This is a genomic window from Heterorhizobium halophytocola (assembly GCF_017873095.1).
GTDB lineage: Bacteria > Pseudomonadota > Alphaproteobacteria > Rhizobiales > Rhizobiaceae > Allorhizobium > Allorhizobium halophytocola.
The window spans coordinates 282,014-295,627 of sequence record NZ_JAGGJU010000001.1 but is presented as its reverse complement, the minus strand read 5'-3'; the positions used below and the strand labels follow the sequence as shown (position 1 = coordinate 295,627).

13 protein-coding genes are annotated in these 13,614 nt (G+C 63.4%); 5 read left to right on the top strand and 8 right to left on the bottom strand.

Annotation, left to right across the window (positions count from 1 at the left end; translation table 11 throughout):
• Positions 1-145: 145 nt before the first annotated feature.
• From J2Z17_RS01435 to J2Z17_RS01425, 3 genes are all read left to right on the top strand, one after another.
• Positions 146-733 (top strand): 5-formyltetrahydrofolate cyclo-ligase, encoded by a 588-nt coding sequence (locus J2Z17_RS01435; protein WP_209941534.1) that lies wholly within the window; start codon positions 146-148, stop codon positions 731-733.
• Positions 734-740: 7 nt separating this feature from the next.
• A complete protein-coding gene (locus tag J2Z17_RS01430; RefSeq protein WP_209941532.1) occupies positions 741-1,565 on the top strand; it encodes a TIGR00282 family metallophosphoesterase in 825 nt (274 codons plus the stop codon).
• Between the two features lie 160 nt (positions 1,566-1,725).
• Positions 1,726-2,556 carry an MBL fold metallo-hydrolase gene (locus J2Z17_RS01425; protein ID WP_209941530.1) on the top strand — a complete coding sequence of 277 codons (831 nt, stop codon included), beginning with the start codon at positions 1,726-1,728 and terminating at the stop codon, positions 2,554-2,556.
• 36 nt (positions 2,557-2,592) lie between these two features.
• Here the strand turns inward: J2Z17_RS01425 and J2Z17_RS01420 are convergent, their stop codons facing one another.
• Positions 2,593-3,096, bottom strand: coding sequence for a pyridoxamine 5'-phosphate oxidase family protein (locus J2Z17_RS01420; RefSeq protein ID WP_209941528.1), 504 nt, complete (start codon positions 3,094-3,096; stop codon positions 2,593-2,595).
• 194 nt (positions 3,097-3,290) lie between these two features.
• Between J2Z17_RS01420 and J2Z17_RS01415 the strand changes: the two genes are divergently transcribed.
• Positions 3,291-4,037 carry a YebC/PmpR family DNA-binding transcriptional regulator gene (locus J2Z17_RS01415; protein WP_209941526.1) on the top strand — a complete coding sequence of 249 codons (747 nt, stop codon included), beginning with the start codon at positions 3,291-3,293 and terminating at the stop codon, positions 4,035-4,037.
• Positions 4,038-4,156: 119 nt separating this feature from the next.
• Here the strand turns inward: J2Z17_RS01415 and bdcA are convergent, their stop codons facing one another.
• A complete protein-coding gene (gene bdcA, locus J2Z17_RS01410) occupies positions 4,157-4,870 on the bottom strand; it encodes an SDR family oxidoreductase (protein WP_209941524.1) in 714 nt (237 codons plus the stop codon).
• A gap of 72 nt (positions 4,871-4,942) precedes the next feature.
• On the opposite strand from bdcA, the gene J2Z17_RS01405 reads away from it, so the two are divergent.
• Entirely contained in the window at positions 4,943-5,536 is a 594-nt protein-coding gene (locus J2Z17_RS01405; RefSeq protein ID WP_209941522.1) for a TetR/AcrR family transcriptional regulator, read from the top strand.
• Between the two features lie 112 nt (positions 5,537-5,648).
• Here the strand turns inward: J2Z17_RS01405 and J2Z17_RS01400 are convergent, their stop codons facing one another.
• The 6 genes from J2Z17_RS01400 to pal all read right to left on the bottom strand — a co-directional run bounded on the left by J2Z17_RS01400 (position 5,649) and on the right by pal (position 13,494).
• On the bottom strand, positions 5,649-6,707 hold the full coding sequence (locus tag J2Z17_RS01400; protein ID WP_209941520.1) for an alcohol dehydrogenase family protein: 1,059 nt from the start codon (positions 6,705-6,707) through the stop codon (positions 5,649-5,651).
• Positions 6,708-6,764: 57 nt separating this feature from the next.
• Positions 6,765-8,120 carry a phosphoglucosamine mutase gene (gene glmM, locus J2Z17_RS01395; RefSeq protein ID WP_209941519.1) on the bottom strand — a complete coding sequence of 452 codons (1,356 nt, stop codon included), beginning with the start codon at positions 8,118-8,120 and terminating at the stop codon, positions 6,765-6,767.
• A 209-nt stretch (positions 8,121-8,329) separates the two neighbouring features.
• A complete protein-coding gene (ftsH, locus tag J2Z17_RS01390) occupies positions 8,330-10,261 on the bottom strand; it encodes an ATP-dependent zinc metalloprotease FtsH (protein WP_209941517.1) in 1,932 nt (643 codons plus the stop codon).
• A gap of 120 nt (positions 10,262-10,381) precedes the next feature.
• Complete coding sequence (gene tilS, locus J2Z17_RS01385; RefSeq protein ID WP_209941515.1) at positions 10,382-11,740, bottom strand: tRNA lysidine(34) synthetase TilS; 1,359 nt, start codon at positions 11,738-11,740, stop codon at positions 10,382-10,384.
• Positions 11,741-11,757: 17 nt separating this feature from the next.
• Entirely contained in the window at positions 11,758-12,795 is a 1,038-nt protein-coding gene (gene ybgF, locus J2Z17_RS01380; RefSeq protein ID WP_209941513.1) for a tol-pal system protein YbgF, read from the bottom strand.
• A gap of 165 nt (positions 12,796-12,960) precedes the next feature.
• On the bottom strand, positions 12,961-13,494 hold the full coding sequence (pal, locus tag J2Z17_RS01375) for a peptidoglycan-associated lipoprotein Pal (protein WP_209941511.1): 534 nt from the start codon (positions 13,492-13,494) through the stop codon (positions 12,961-12,963).
• Positions 13,495-13,614: the final 120 nt, after the last annotated feature.

Sequence of the window (13,614 nt, the reverse complement as noted above, 5' to 3'; positions counted from 1 at the left end):
AGATCCCATCGATTGAAATGTTCTCTCAAAGGACTAATACGGATATATTAAATATTTCTTCTCCAAGGTTTCCGCGGGCGGGGAATACCGGCAGCGGTGGATCTTGAAGACATGCGCGGGACCGAGAAACGCGCCGGGATGCGGTATGAGTAACAGAGAGTTAAAGGCGCATCTGCGCCGCGATAGACTTGGCCTGCGGGATTCCCTTGCAATCGATAGGCGTATAGAGGCCTCTTTACATATCGCTGATCATGCCGCTGCGGGCATCGAAGTCCTGCCCGGCGAAATCGTCTCGGGATTCTATCCCCTGGGGTCGGAGGTCGATGTCCGGCCGCTGATGGCGCTGTTGAAGGACAAGGGGGCGAGGCTCGCGTTGCCGGTGGTGCTCGATCGCCAGACGATCGTCTTTCGCGAATTGCTGCCCGGAGCCGAGCTGACCGACACCGGCTTCGGCACCCGCGGCCCGGGACCGGAGGCGCCCGTGGTCGATCCCGATACCATGCTGGTGCCGCTGTCTGCCTTCGACCACCGGGGTCACCGTATCGGCTACGGTGCCGGCCACTACGATCGCGCGATCGCCAGGCTGATCGAAAAAGACAGTGCGCCGCGGCTGATCGGCATTGCCTTCGATTGTCAGGAAGTGCCAGAAGTACCCTTCGAACCGCACGATGTCGGACTGCATGCCATCGTGACCGAAAGCGGCATGCGCACCATCGCTGCCGGGCAGGAATAGAGTAAGAATGCGATTGTTGTTTCTGGGAGATATGGTCGGCAAGACGGGACGCACAGCCGTGTGGGAGCGTCTGCCGGGCCTGATCTCCGACCTCAAGCTGGATTTCGTCATCGTCAATGGCGAGAACGCCGCGGGCGGCTTCGGCATCACCGAGGACATCTATCTCGAAACGATCAATGCCGGGGCCGATGTGGTGACCACCGGCAATCACGTCTGGGACCAGAAGGAAGCGGTCGGCTTTTGCGAGCGCCACGATCAGTTCCTGCGGCCGGCCAATTACCCGCCCGGCACGCCGGGTCGCGGATCGGGCGTCTATTATGCCCGCAACGGCGCACGCGTCCTCGTCGCCAACATCATGGGTCGGGTGTTCATGCATCCGGAACTCGACGATCCCTTCAAGTCGGCAGAAGCGATCCTGGCTGCCTGTCCGCTCGGCGAAAACGCCGATGCGGTCGTGTTCGACTTCCATGCGGAGGCCACCAGCGAAAAGCAGTGCTTCGGCCATTTCGTCGATGGTCGCGCAAGCCTCGTCGTCGGGACGCATACGCATGTGCCGACCGCCGACCACCAGATCCTCAATGGCGGCACGGCCTATATGTCGGATGCCGGCATGTGCGGCGACTACGACTCCTCGCTTGGCATGGACAAGGAAGAGCCTCTGAACCGCTTCATCTCGAAAATGCCGAAAGGCCGTTTCGAGGCGGCTTCCGGGCCGCCGACGATCTGCGGCCTGGGCGTCGAGATCTCCGACAGAACCGGCCTGGCGGAAAAGATCGCGCCTTTGCGGCTCGGGGCCCGGCTTGCCGAGACGATCCCCGAATTCTGGACGTAAGTCCTGACCGGGTGCCGGCGATAGGTCCGGCTCTCCGGCCGCCGCTTGTCGGCGTCACGCGAAAGTGACGCTGCCCGCCCACGCCGCGGACTTTACCTTCGGCTGATCGTGTCGCATCCTGCCGTTCTTGACACGTCAGACGGTTGACACGGAGAGCGGCATGAAGCGCCTTCGGCTTGCGATGATCGCGGTAATGGCGGGGCTGTCTTTGTCGGGCAAGGCCCTCGCTGCCAATGATCGTCCACCGGCCAGCCAGTGCCAGTTGGTCGCCGAGGGACTGCCCCACGCGCAATTTGCCCGTTTCGACGACAATTCTCTGCCGATCCAGCTAGCCGGGATGCGCGACGAGGTGGTCATCACCTTTGTCGGCCATTCGACGTTCCGCATCGTCACACCGCAGGGGCTGACCATCGAGACCGACTATAGCGGCTCGTTGCGGTCTGCCGACGTGCCCGACGTGGTGACGATGAACAAGGCGCATTCCAGCCACTACACGCTCTATCCGGATCCGGCCATCACCCATGTGCTGCATGGCTGGAGCGACGTGCCGGGCGAGAAGGCGGACTGGCATGAGGTCGTCGCCGACGCCTATATCCGCAACGTCACCACCGATATCCGCTCGTTCGGCGGGGTCGAGACCGACGCCAACTCGATCTTCATCTTCGAAGTCGCGGGGCTTTGTATCGGCCATCTCGGTCACCTGCATTACGAACTGACGGAGACGCATTACGCGGAGATCGGTCGGCTGGACGTGGTGATGGTGCCCGTCGACGGGGGCCTGACCATGGGCGCGATCAGCATGAGCAAAGTCATCGACCGACTGCGCTCGGCGCTGATCCTGCCGATGCATCGCCGCGGACCGCCGCTGGACGGATTTCTCGCCATGTTCGATGCGCGTTTTGACGTCTCGGTATCCGATACCGACAGCGTTGCCGTGTCGATGCGCCATCTGCCAAAAAAGCCCCTGATACTGGTGCTCAGGGGCTTTTGATCGGGCTCGGCGGACGGACGGCCGCCGGCGTGTGGCTCAGGCGAAGTTGAGGTGACGATGCACGCCGACATCGGGCGTCTCGTTGTCGTTCATGTTGGCCTTGGCGATTTCCCAGCCAAACTTGATCGGGTTGCTGGTCGAGGCCCAGATCTCGCCGTCGTCCAGATGCAGGGCGAGCATGGTGAGCGTCGGGTCGGACTTGCCGCCCTCGTACCAGGCTTCCACCACCGAATTCCAGTATTCCTCGATCTTGGCCGGTTCCTTGCGAACCGAGATCACCCCGCTGAGGCTCGCATGGTAGTCGTGATCCTTGCCGATCACACAGAACTGGGCGCGCTGGCCGGGACGGATATGCTTGACCAGATCGGAATCCGTCTTGGTGTAGAACCAGATCGTGTTGGTCTTGGCGTCGACAAACGGGGCCATCGGCTGCATATGCGTGGTGGAGCCTTCCAGGCCCAGCATGCCGGCATGGATGTCGCCGATTTCTTCCCAGAGCTGCTTTACCGGTGTGTCGCGGGCTTCACTGAAGCTAACCATCGCTTGATCTCCTTGGCGGTTGTATTTGCCAGCATCAACGAGCGGAGGAGTGTCGCGGTTCCGCTGGAAAACGAGCGATGCCCACAATCGGCGAGGCAGGCCAATCGGCCTGCTGATGCCACTTGCCCTTGAACGGCGCGGCTTTGGCGCTTATAAGGCGCCCATCTCAAAAATCAGACCTGATCAGGGGTGCCATGGCTGGCCATTCACAGTTCAAAAACATCATGCACCGCAAGGGCAAGCAGGACGGCATTCGCTCGAAGATGTTCTCCAAGCTTGCGCGCGAAATCACCGTAGCTGCCAAGACCGGCCTGCCGGACCCGTCGATGAACGCCGCTCTGCGCCTGGCCGTGCAGAATGCCAAGGCGCAGTCGATGCCCAAGGACAATATCGACCGGGCGATCAAGAAGGCGTCTGGCGCCGACGCCGAGACCTATGACGCGATCCGCTACGAAGGCTATGGGCCGGGCGGCGTTGCCGTTATCGTCGAGGCGCTGACCGACAATCGCAACCGTACCGCCTCCAGCGTGCGCTCGACCTTTTCCAAGGCCGGCGGCGCCTTGGGCGAAACCGGGTCGGTCTCCTTCTCCTTCGACCACGTCGGCGAAATCACCTACAAGCTCGAGGTGGGAGACGCAGACGCCGTGATGGAAGCGGCGATCATGGCCGGTGCCGAGGACGTGACGACCGACGAGAACGGCCACAGCATCTATTGCGGCTTCGAGGATATCAACGAGGTATCCAAGGCGCTCGAAGAGGCGCTAGGCGAAGCCGATACCGTCAAGGCCATCTGGCGTCCGCAGAACACCATTCCGGTCGACGAGGAAAAGGCTGTCTCGCTGATGAAGCTGATCGACACGCTGGAGGACGACGACGACGTGCAGAACGTCTATTCGAATTTCGAGGTCGACGATGAAGTGATGGCCAAGCTGTCGGCCTGATCTTCTGGCAAAAGCCTCCAATAGAGAAGCCCGGTGTCATGGGTCGCCGGGCTTTTTGCTTGCGTGGCGTGGCGGCCGTTCAAGATCGATGCGGCCATGCCAGCTCTTGTGTGCCAAGATCAGGCGCCGAACGCCCCATCGATGGTATGCATGGCTCCGGTGACGAAGCCGGCTTCCGGGCCTGCGAGCCATGCCACCATTCCCGCAACTTCTTCCGGACGTCCGTGACGCTTGATGGCCATGAAACTGTGCATCAGGTCCTTCATCGGTCCGTCTTGAGGGTTCGCGTCGGTATCGATGGGGCCAGGCTGGACGACATTGATGGTGATCCCGCGAGGCCCGAAGTCGCGCGCCAATCCACGGGCCAGTCCCTGCAGCGCGGATTTGCTCACCGCATAGGAGGCCATGCCGGGAATGGGCATCCGGTCGCCATTGACCGAACCGATGACGATGATCCGACCACCGTCCGGCATCTGCCGTGCTGCTTCAACCGCGGCGTGGTAGGGTGTCTGGACATTGATCTGGAACAGTCGATCGATCGCATCGGCATCCTGTTCAAGGGCATCCCCGAAAATGGCGATCCCCGAATTGATCACCAGAATGTCCAAGGGGCCGCTGTCGCGCACCCGGGCGATCACCGCGTCGCGGTCGGCGCTATCCGTGCGCACGGCCGTGCTGCCCGTTTCGGCCGCCACCTGTTCTGCCGCCTCCCTGGACCCGGCATAGGTGAAGGTAACCTTGGCGCCATCGGCTGCGAGGCGCCGCACGATCGATGCGCCGATCCCCCGGCTGCCGCCGAGGACCAGAGCCGTCTTGCCATGAAAGTCTGTCATCTTGTGATCCTTGAGAATTTACGTAATGGATGCTACATAAATACTCGCCGGAAATCGTCAAGGCATTTTGTAATGAGCGCTACAGAAAAGTCACGTCCCCGCGGTCGTCCGCGCCGGTTCGACCCGGACCAGGCGGTGGCCGCGGCACAGCAATTGTTTCATGCGCGCGGCTATGATGCCCTGGGCGTGGCGGAGATCACGGCGGCACTCGGGATAAATCCGCCCAGCTTTTACGCCGCCTTCGGCAGCAAGGCCGGTCTCTATGCCAAGGTTCTCGAGCGTTATGCGGATACCAGGGCAATACCCCTCCGCAAAATTCTGCGGCCTGACCGTCCGGTTGCGGAATGTCTCGCGGCGGTCCTGGAAGAGGCGGCCCGGCGATATGCCGCGGATACCGATGCCACCGGCTGTCTGGTGCTCGAGAATGTGCGCTGCGACGATGCGGCGGCGCGTGCGGCGGCTTGCGTCTTTCATACGGCGGCGCAGGAGATGATCCGCGGCTATATCGCCGAGCGTCATCCAGAGGTGGCGGACAATGTTGCCGATTTCGTCTGTGCGACCATGGCCGGGCTCTCGGCCCGCGCCCGCGACGGGCTCGGCCTAGACCGGCTTCTCGCCACCGCACGCCTGGCCGGCCGAAGCCTGGCCGCCGAGCTGCCGGCCTGAATGCCTGGATCCCCTTCGGTTTGGCTGTGTCGGGGACGGGGATGGCCGAAAGGGACCGCGAGGCCAGTGTTGACCACACAGACACCGCTCGACGGTGAATGACGGCGCGGCGTCACCGTGCTGGGATCAGGACGATCTTGCCGGTATGGCGCTTTTCGAGAAAGGCCTGCTGGGCCTCGGCGATCCGGTCGAGCGGATAGGTCCGGTCCAGCAGCGGGCGGATTTCACCGCGCTCGATATAGGAGACCAGGTTCGGGAAGACCGGCTCGTCCCAGGCGGTGCAGCCGAGCAGTGTCAGGTTCTTGAGGTAGAAGACGCGCATGTCGAGTTCGACCAGCGGCCCGGCAATCGCCCCGGACGAGACATAGATGCCGCCGCGCTTTAACAGTTTTAGCATGGTGGCAAAGCCCGGGCCGGCGACATTGTCGATGACGACATCGATGCTTTCCGCGCCCAGTTGCTGGAGCAGGTCATCGCCCCGGTCGAGCATCCGGTCGGCGCCGATCGTGCGGACAAGGTCATGCTTGGCCGTGCCGGATATGCCGATCACCTCCGCGCCCCGGCGCCTGGCCAGTTGCACGGTGGCCGAGCCGACGCCGCCGGAGGCGCCCGGCACCAGAACCCGCATGCCCTCAGCGATGCCGGCGCGATGCACCATGTTTTCCGCGGTGCCATAGGCGCAGGGGATGGTTGCGAGTTCGGCATCGCTCCAGCCGCAATCGACCGGAAACACCTCGCCCGCGGGCACCTTGACGAACTGGGCGAAGGCGCCGTCGAAGTCCGATCCCATCCAGACATTGTCCATCGAGCCGAACCCGTTGGGGCGCATGCAGGCGCGAACCAGGACACGCCGACCGATCAGGGTCGGGTCCGCACCCTCGCCGACCTCAACCACTTCGCCGCAGCAGTCGGTGCCCTGGATCAGCGGGAAGGGGGTAGCGGCATTCCAGCCGCCGTTTTCCGGTGCGGTCGATGTAGGGTCCGCGGCGGCATCCGTACCGGTCTTCACCGATGCGGAATACCAGCCGAGGCGCGTGTTGAGCTCGGTATTGTTGACGCCGGCGGCGAGAACCCGCAGCAACACCTCGCCGCGCGACGGCCGCGGGATCGCAACGGTCTTGTAGACGAGCTTGTCGTAGCCGCCGGTGCCGGTGGTGACCACGGCCTGCATCCGGCCGCCGTCCGGCGGGACCGGGTCTTGTTTCGGCGCGTCGCCGCCCACAGGGGCTTACGCCGCTTCGCTGCGAACGCTGCCGATAATGCCGACGAGATCGTTGACGATGCGCTCGATCTGGCTGCGATCGTCGCCTTCGGCCATCACCCGGATCAGCGGCTCTGTGCCGGACGGGCGGATGACCAGACGGCCCTTCTTGGCCAGTTCCGATTCGGCGTCGGCGATCGCCTGCTTGACGCTGTCGTTTTCGAGCGGCTTGCCGCCGGCATAGCGCACATTGCGCAGCAGCTGGGGCACCGGCTCGAAGCGGTGGCAGATCTCGCTCACCGTCTTGCCGGTACGCTTGACGGCCGACAGCACCTGCAGCGCGGCGACAAGGCCGTCACCGGTGGTGCCGAAATCCGACAGCACGATATGGCCGGATTGCTCGCCGCCGACATTGAAATTGTTCTGGCGCATGTGTTCGACCACATAGCGGTCGCCAACCTTGGTGCGGGCAAGCGACAGGCCCTTGCCCGACAGGAAGCGCTCGAGGCCCAGATTGGACATCACGGTCGCGACGATGCCCGAACCGGTCAGCAACTCGTCATTGGCCCAGGTCTCGGCAATTACCGCCATCAGCTGGTCGCCATCGACGATGGTGCCGTGTTCGTCGACGATGATCACACGGTCGGCGTCGCCGTCGAGCGCGATGCCGATATCGGCGCGCACTTCATGCACCTTCTTCTGCAGGGCGGACGGATGGGTGGAGCCACAATCGAGATTGATGTTCGTGCCGTTCGGCTCGTTGCCGATGGTGACGACCTCGGCGCCGAGTTCCCAGAGCGCCAATGGCGCCACCTTGTAGGCCGCGCCATTGGCGCAGTCGATGGCGACGCGCAGCCCATGCAGGGTGACGTCGCGGGGCAGGGTGCGCTTGACGAATTCGATATAGCGATAGATGTCGCCCTCGACGCGCTTGGCACGGCCGATCTGGGTCGGCGGCGCCAGCTGGCCGGTGATGTCCTGCTCGAGCAGGTCCTCGATCTTGCCCTCGATCTCGTCGGACAGCTTGTAGCCGTCCGGGCCGAAGAGCTTGATGCCATTGTCGGCGAAGGGATTGTGCGAGGCGGAGATCATTACGCCGATATCGGCGCGCAGCGATCGGGTCAGCATGGCCACTGCCGGCGTCGGGATCGGGCCGAGGAGGAAGACGTCGAGGCCGGCCGCTGTGAAGCCGGCCACCAGCGCGTTTTCCAGCATGTAGCCGGAAAGACGGGTGTCCTTGCCGATCACCACCCGGTGCCGGTGCTCGCCGCGACGAAACAGCTTGCCGCAGGCAATGCCGACGCGCATGGCGATGTCCGGGGTCATCGGATGGATGTTGGACTGGCCACGAATGCCGTCGGTTCCGAAATAGCGACGTGTCATAAATTCTCCCGCAATATCTTGCGCCTGCAGATGCTGGTCGCTCCACTTCCTCCAAAGGGCGAGTGGGCGGACGCGTAATCAGGCTCGCTCATGCCACATAATGCGCGGTACATCACGTAAATTAAGGCAAAGAGCCCTTACATAGCGTTACCAATGAAAAAGGCCGTCCGGAACGTTCCGGACGGCCTTGATCGTTCAGACACCCTCGATCAGTGAGGCTGCGGTTCCAGGCCGCCTTCGGCCTCGCCACCCTTCGGTGTCTCTTTCTTGGCGCCGGCCGAGGGGACAGCAGAGCTGCGGCCGGTCGGCGTGTCGTCGGTGTCGCGGGTCGGACGCTGGCCCTTGATCAGGGCCTTGATCTCTTCGCCCGACAGCGTTTCGTATTCCAAAAGACCCTCGGCGATGGCGACGAACTCGTCGTTCTTCTCGCTGATGATGCGGTGGGCTTCCTTGTAGGCCTCGTCGATCAGGCGGCGCACTTCGTTGTCGATCTTCTGCGCGGTCGATTCGGAGATGTTCTTCGACTGCGACACGGAATGTCCGAGGAAGACTTCCTGCTGGTTCTCGCCATAGGCGACCTGGCCGAGTTCGTCGGAAAAGCCCCACTGGGTGACCATGGCGCGGGCAAGCTTGGTGGCCTGCTCGATATCGGAGGATGCACCGGAGGTGATGTTTTCCTTGCCGAAGGTCAGTTCCTCGGCAACGCGGCCGCCCATCATGATGACAAGCCGCGAGACCATCCACTTGTAGCTCATCGAATAGCGGTCGCCCTCGGGAAGCTGCATGACCATGCCGAGTGCACGGCCACGCGGAATGATGGTGGCCTTGTGCAGCGGGTCGGCGACCGGCACATGCAGTGCCGTGATCGCGTGGCCGGCCTCGTGATAGGCGGTCAGCTTCTTTTCGGCTTCGGTCATGGCGGACGAACGACGTTCGGCGCCCATCATGATCTTGTCCTTGGCGTCCTCGAACTCGGCCATGGTGACGATGCGCTTGTTGCGGCGCGCTGCCATCAGGGCGGCTTCGTTGACGAGGTTCATCAGGTCGGCACCGGAGAAACCGGGGGTACCGCGGGCCAGCACCTTCAGATCGACATTCGGTGCCAGCGGCACGTTGCGGGCGTGAACCTTGAGGATCCGCTCGCGGCCGATGATATCCGGGTTGGGCACGACGACCTGGCGGTCGAAACGGCCGGGACGCAGCAGGGCAGGGTCGAGAACGTCGGGACGGTTGGTGGCGGCGATCAGGATCACGCCCTCATTGGCCTCGAAGCCGTCCATTTCGACCAGCAGCTGGTTCAGCGTCTGCTCGCGTTCGTCATTGCCGCCGCCGAGACCGGCGCCGCGGTGACGACCGACCGCATCGATTTCGTCGATGAAGATGATGCATGGGCTGTTCTTCTTGGCCTGTTCGAACATGTCGCGCACACGGCTCGCACCGACGCCGACGAACATTTCGACGAAGTCCGAACCCGAGATCGTGAAGAACGGCACATTGGCTTCGCCGGCAACGGAGCGGGCGAGAAGCGTCTTGCCGGTGCCCGGAGGGCCGACCAGCAACACGCCGCGCGGGATGCGGCCGCCCAGGCGCTGGAACTTCTGCGGATCCCGCAGGAACTCGACGATTTCCTCCAGATCCTGCTTGGCTTCGTCGACGCCGGCGACATCCTCGAAGGTGACGCGGCCATGCGCTTCGGTCAGAAGCTTGGCCTTCGACTTGCCGAAGCCCATGGCGCCGCGTGAGCCCCCCTGCATCTGGCGCATGAAGAACAGCCAGACACCAAGGATCAGCAGCATCGGCAACAGGGTGCCGAGATAGCTGAGGAAGCCGGAGGAGCCGTCGGTTTCCGGCCGGGCGACGATCATCACGTTCTTCTGCTGGAGCTTGTCCACCAGGGTGTCGTCGATGACCGGCGAGTAGGTCTGGAACGAGGTCCCGTTCTCGGAATAGGTGCCGAGCACGCGGTTTCCGACGATGGTGACGTCACGCACGCGACCGCTATCCACTTCCTTGAGGAACTGCGAATAGGGAATCTCGCGCGAGCTTGTCGACGACGGTGACGTCTGGAACATGCTGAACAGGGCAATCAGCAAAAGTGCGATGATCGCCCACAGCGCGAAGTTTCTAAAATTTGGGTTCATGGAACTCCCCGGAGAATCCGTCAGCCGCTATCGACTGCTTAGTTAGCTCGTAACATAGGAGCGCTTGACGGCATTGCCAAGGCAAACGCAGTGATACGATGTGTTTTCCGTCAACAGGACCTAAACGGGCGGCCTTGAAAAGCCGTCGCGGCCGAAAAGTGCGGCAAGGGCGTTGGCAAGTTCCAGATCGAAGCCCGACAGGAAGCGATCGTAACCGCCCAGTTCCGGTTTACATGCCAGGGATAGCAGGTCTGGCTGGCGCGATGCTTGCGGTTGCGCAAGAAGGCTGAATCGCGGGGCGACGGCGTCGGCATGGCGGCGCATGAAGGGCGGCAGGAGGTCCTCCGTCTCGGCCTTGCGGTATTCCGCCGCGTCATCGGCATTCCTGCCGGCATGCACCAGCACGGGTTCATCTGAATGGCTGGTGATTCGAAACCGCCCGTCCCAGATGGCCGTGTCGCCCGGTTCAAGGCGCAGGCTGGGTAGGCCGCGGCACTCGCGGGCGATAAACAGGCCACCGGCGCTGCGCACGATCAGGCAGCGGCCGGCGGTCGTGCGGTCGGGATGGCGATCCTTGTAGGGACCGGTAACGAGGGCCATCACCTTGTCCATCTGCTCCCGGCCGGGGAGATGCCGTCGTCCGCCGAGCACCATGATCAGGGCCGAGATGGCATGGGCGAGCGGGGCTGGCGCCGCATCGGCGATATCCGGCGCAAGGACCGCGACCGTCCGGTCGATCATGCGCGCGCGGCTGTCCAGTAATGCTGCCGCCGCGTCGGACAGCTGTCGTCGACCTTCTGCCGCGGCCTTGATCGTCTTCAACGCGGCCTCATAGCCGTGATCGACGCCGAGAGTGCGGCGCGTGCGCACGCGTTCCGACCGCAGATCCTGATTGCTCGGATCGTCGACCCAGGGGATATCGCGCCGGGTCAATTCGTCGCGGATGTCCTGTCGGCGGCAGGCAAGCCACGGCCGCAGGATGAAAATGCGGCAGTCATAGAGGGTGAGGGCCGCCATGCCGGAAAGACCCGGCGCCTGGTCGCCGGTCTCGGTGCGGCTGGCGCGCATGGCAATCGTCTCGCGCTGGTCGTCGAGCGTGTGGGCGGTGACAATCCGTCGGGTGCCGAAATCCTCGGCAAGGTCGGCCAGCAGTCGGTAACGGGCCTCGCGGGCGCTTGCGGCGAGACCGGTTGTCGGCTTCTCGCCCTGCCAGCGGGCGATCCGGTGGGGAATGTCGCGTTGCCGGCAGAAGCTCCCCACCTGTTCCGCCTCTTCGGCAGCGCCTGCGCGAAGACCGTGGTCGATGGTGGCGGCGCAAAGCGTCACGCCGGGGCGGGGGGCTGCGGCCAAGGCCTCGTGCAGGAGCGTCAGCAGGCCGAGCGAATCACTGCCGCCGGAGACGGCGACCAGCAGCCGACCGGGTGAGAGGCGGTTCAGAAAGGTATCGATGGCAGATCGGGGATCTTCGATCGGGCACACGGCTTGCGCGCCCCGTGTCAGCAATGCTGCTGCTTCAGCTCCGAGGTCGCCTTCTGCAGGACGGCGCGCGATGCGCTCGGATAGCGTTTTCCGACCTCGCGATAGATCGCGCATGCCGTATCCTGATTGTCGAGCTTGGCCATGGACATGCCGAGCTTCAGCAGCATTTCCGGCGCCTTGGGCGACGAGCCGTAATTCTGGTGGGCGTTGAGGAAGGTCTTGGCCGCCTCGTTGTAATCGCCCTGCGAATAAAGGGCTTCGCCGAGCCAGAAATTGGCGTCGGCCGCGCGCTTGCTGTCGGGGAAGCGCTCGATGAAATCCTGGAATTCCGTCTTCGCCACGCCGTAGTCGCCTGACAGAACATGGCCATAGGCTGCCTGGTAGACATCGTTCTCGTTGCTGAGCGCCGCGGTCTGCTGGCTGTCGTCCTGCTTCTTCACCGGTGCCTGGCCGCCGTCTACGCCGGGCAGGGCACTCTCCTCGACCGAGGACGTGTTCTGGCTGGTGCCGACGGGCATGCCATTGGCGTCGAGCTCGATGGTTCCGAGCGTGCGCTCCGGAGCGCCCGTCTGATTGGCAGATGCCGTGTCCTGCGGGGTGGACGGGCCGGACGACGAGCCGCCGGCGTCAGCCGGCGGATCGGTGAAAATGCGGGCGATGGATTTGCTTTCCTGCTCGGTCTTGTCGACAGGCGCAGCCTCGCTCTTCTTGGTTCCGCCGCCTGCACCCTTTTCCAGGTCCTGGAAGCGGAATTCGTTGTCTTCCTGGTATTTGCGGATCTGCTCCTGCATCTGCAGAAGCTGATAGCTCATCTCCTCGATGCGGCCGTTGAGATCGCGAATCTCCTGCTCGAGATCCATCACCTTGGCGGCCTCGGAGCTTTGCTGGGCCAGCTGGACGGTTGCCTGCGGCGCCTGCTGCGGCGCAGGAGCACCCTGTGCACTATGGCTGCCGGTCAGCCAGTTCGGCGGAAACAGTCGCATGGACTGCGCCGTCTCAGCCTGGCTGACAAGGGCAGCAGTCGCCAGGAGTGCGGCGACGACAAATCGTTTCATGTTGCTAGTATCCTGTTGGTCGGCGAACGCACGCAAACGCGCGCACAGGAGTGTTTTTCCAATCGCGCGTAAAAAGCAACCTGAGTTCGGCCAAAGTGTGGAGAAAACAAAAAGGGCGGCCCAAAAAAGGCCGCCCGGAGTGCTGCTGGACCTTGAAGGTCCGGCTTACTGGCCACCGCCCAGGACGGTGACGGCGCGTCGGTTCTGCGACCAGCAGGAAATGTCGTCGCAGACCGCGACCGGACGTTCCTTGCCGTAGGAGATCGTCTTCATCCGGTTGGCCGGAACGCCGCGCGAGGCGAGATAGGCCTTGGTGGCGGCGGCACGGCGGGCGCCGAGTGCCAGGTTGTATTCGCGGGTGCCGCGTTCGTCGGCATGGCCTTCGACCGTGATCGGATACTGCGGGTAGCGCATCAGCCACTGGGCCTGGCGGTCGAGCGTCTGCTGGGCATCGGCGCGAACCGACGAGGAGTCGGTGTCGAAGAAGATGCGGTCGCCGACATTGACGGTGAAGTCCTGCGTGGAGCCGGGCGTTGCCGCACCTGCGCCGCTGCCGAGGCCGAGTTCGCCCGCATTGTTGGGCAGGTTCTTCTTCGAGGCGCAGCCCGCCAGTGCCAGGGTCAGGGCCAGTGCGACGATGGCGGGGTTGCTCGCAAGTTGCTGCATGCGGCTCTTTGCCGGGGTATTGATGCGGCTCATCGCCGGTCTCCTTGCATCAGTTCGAGTTTCGAAATTAGGGTTTCCGGAGGGTAACCGCACTCGGTTAACCGCGGCCGAAGGAACATGGTTAACAAGCCACTAACTTCCGCCGAAAACCAC

Coding starts and splice junctions, on each gene's coding strand:
- J2Z17_RS01435 (WP_209941534.1), top strand. CDS start 146: ATGAGTAACAGAGAGTTAAAGGCGCATCTGCGCCGCGATAGACTTGGC.
- J2Z17_RS01430 (WP_209941532.1), top strand. CDS start 741: ATGCGATTGTTGTTTCTGGGAGATATGGTCGGCAAGACGGGACGCACA.
- J2Z17_RS01425 (WP_209941530.1), top strand. CDS start 1,726: ATGAAGCGCCTTCGGCTTGCGATGATCGCGGTAATGGCGGGGCTGTCT.
- J2Z17_RS01420 (WP_209941528.1), bottom strand. CDS start 3,096: ATGGTTAGCTTCAGTGAAGCCCGCGACACACCGGTAAAGCAGCTCTGG.
- J2Z17_RS01415 (WP_209941526.1), top strand. CDS start 3,291: ATGGCTGGCCATTCACAGTTCAAAAACATCATGCACCGCAAGGGCAAG.
- bdcA (WP_209941524.1), bottom strand. CDS start 4,870: ATGACAGACTTTCATGGCAAGACGGCTCTGGTCCTCGGCGGCAGCCGG.
- J2Z17_RS01405 (WP_209941522.1), top strand. CDS start 4,943: ATGAGCGCTACAGAAAAGTCACGTCCCCGCGGTCGTCCGCGCCGGTTC.
- J2Z17_RS01400 (WP_209941520.1), bottom strand. CDS start 6,707: ATGCAGGCCGTGGTCACCACCGGCACCGGCGGCTACGACAAGCTCGTC.
- glmM (WP_209941519.1), bottom strand. CDS start 8,120: ATGACACGTCGCTATTTCGGAACCGACGGCATTCGTGGCCAGTCCAAC.
- ftsH (WP_209941517.1), bottom strand. CDS start 10,261: ATGAACCCAAATTTTAGAAACTTCGCGCTGTGGGCGATCATCGCACTT.
- ybgF (WP_209941513.1), bottom strand. CDS start 12,795: ATGAAACGATTTGTCGTCGCCGCACTCCTGGCGACTGCTGCCCTTGTC.
- pal (WP_209941511.1), bottom strand. CDS start 13,494: ATGAGCCGCATCAATACCCCGGCAAAGAGCCGCATGCAGCAACTTGCG.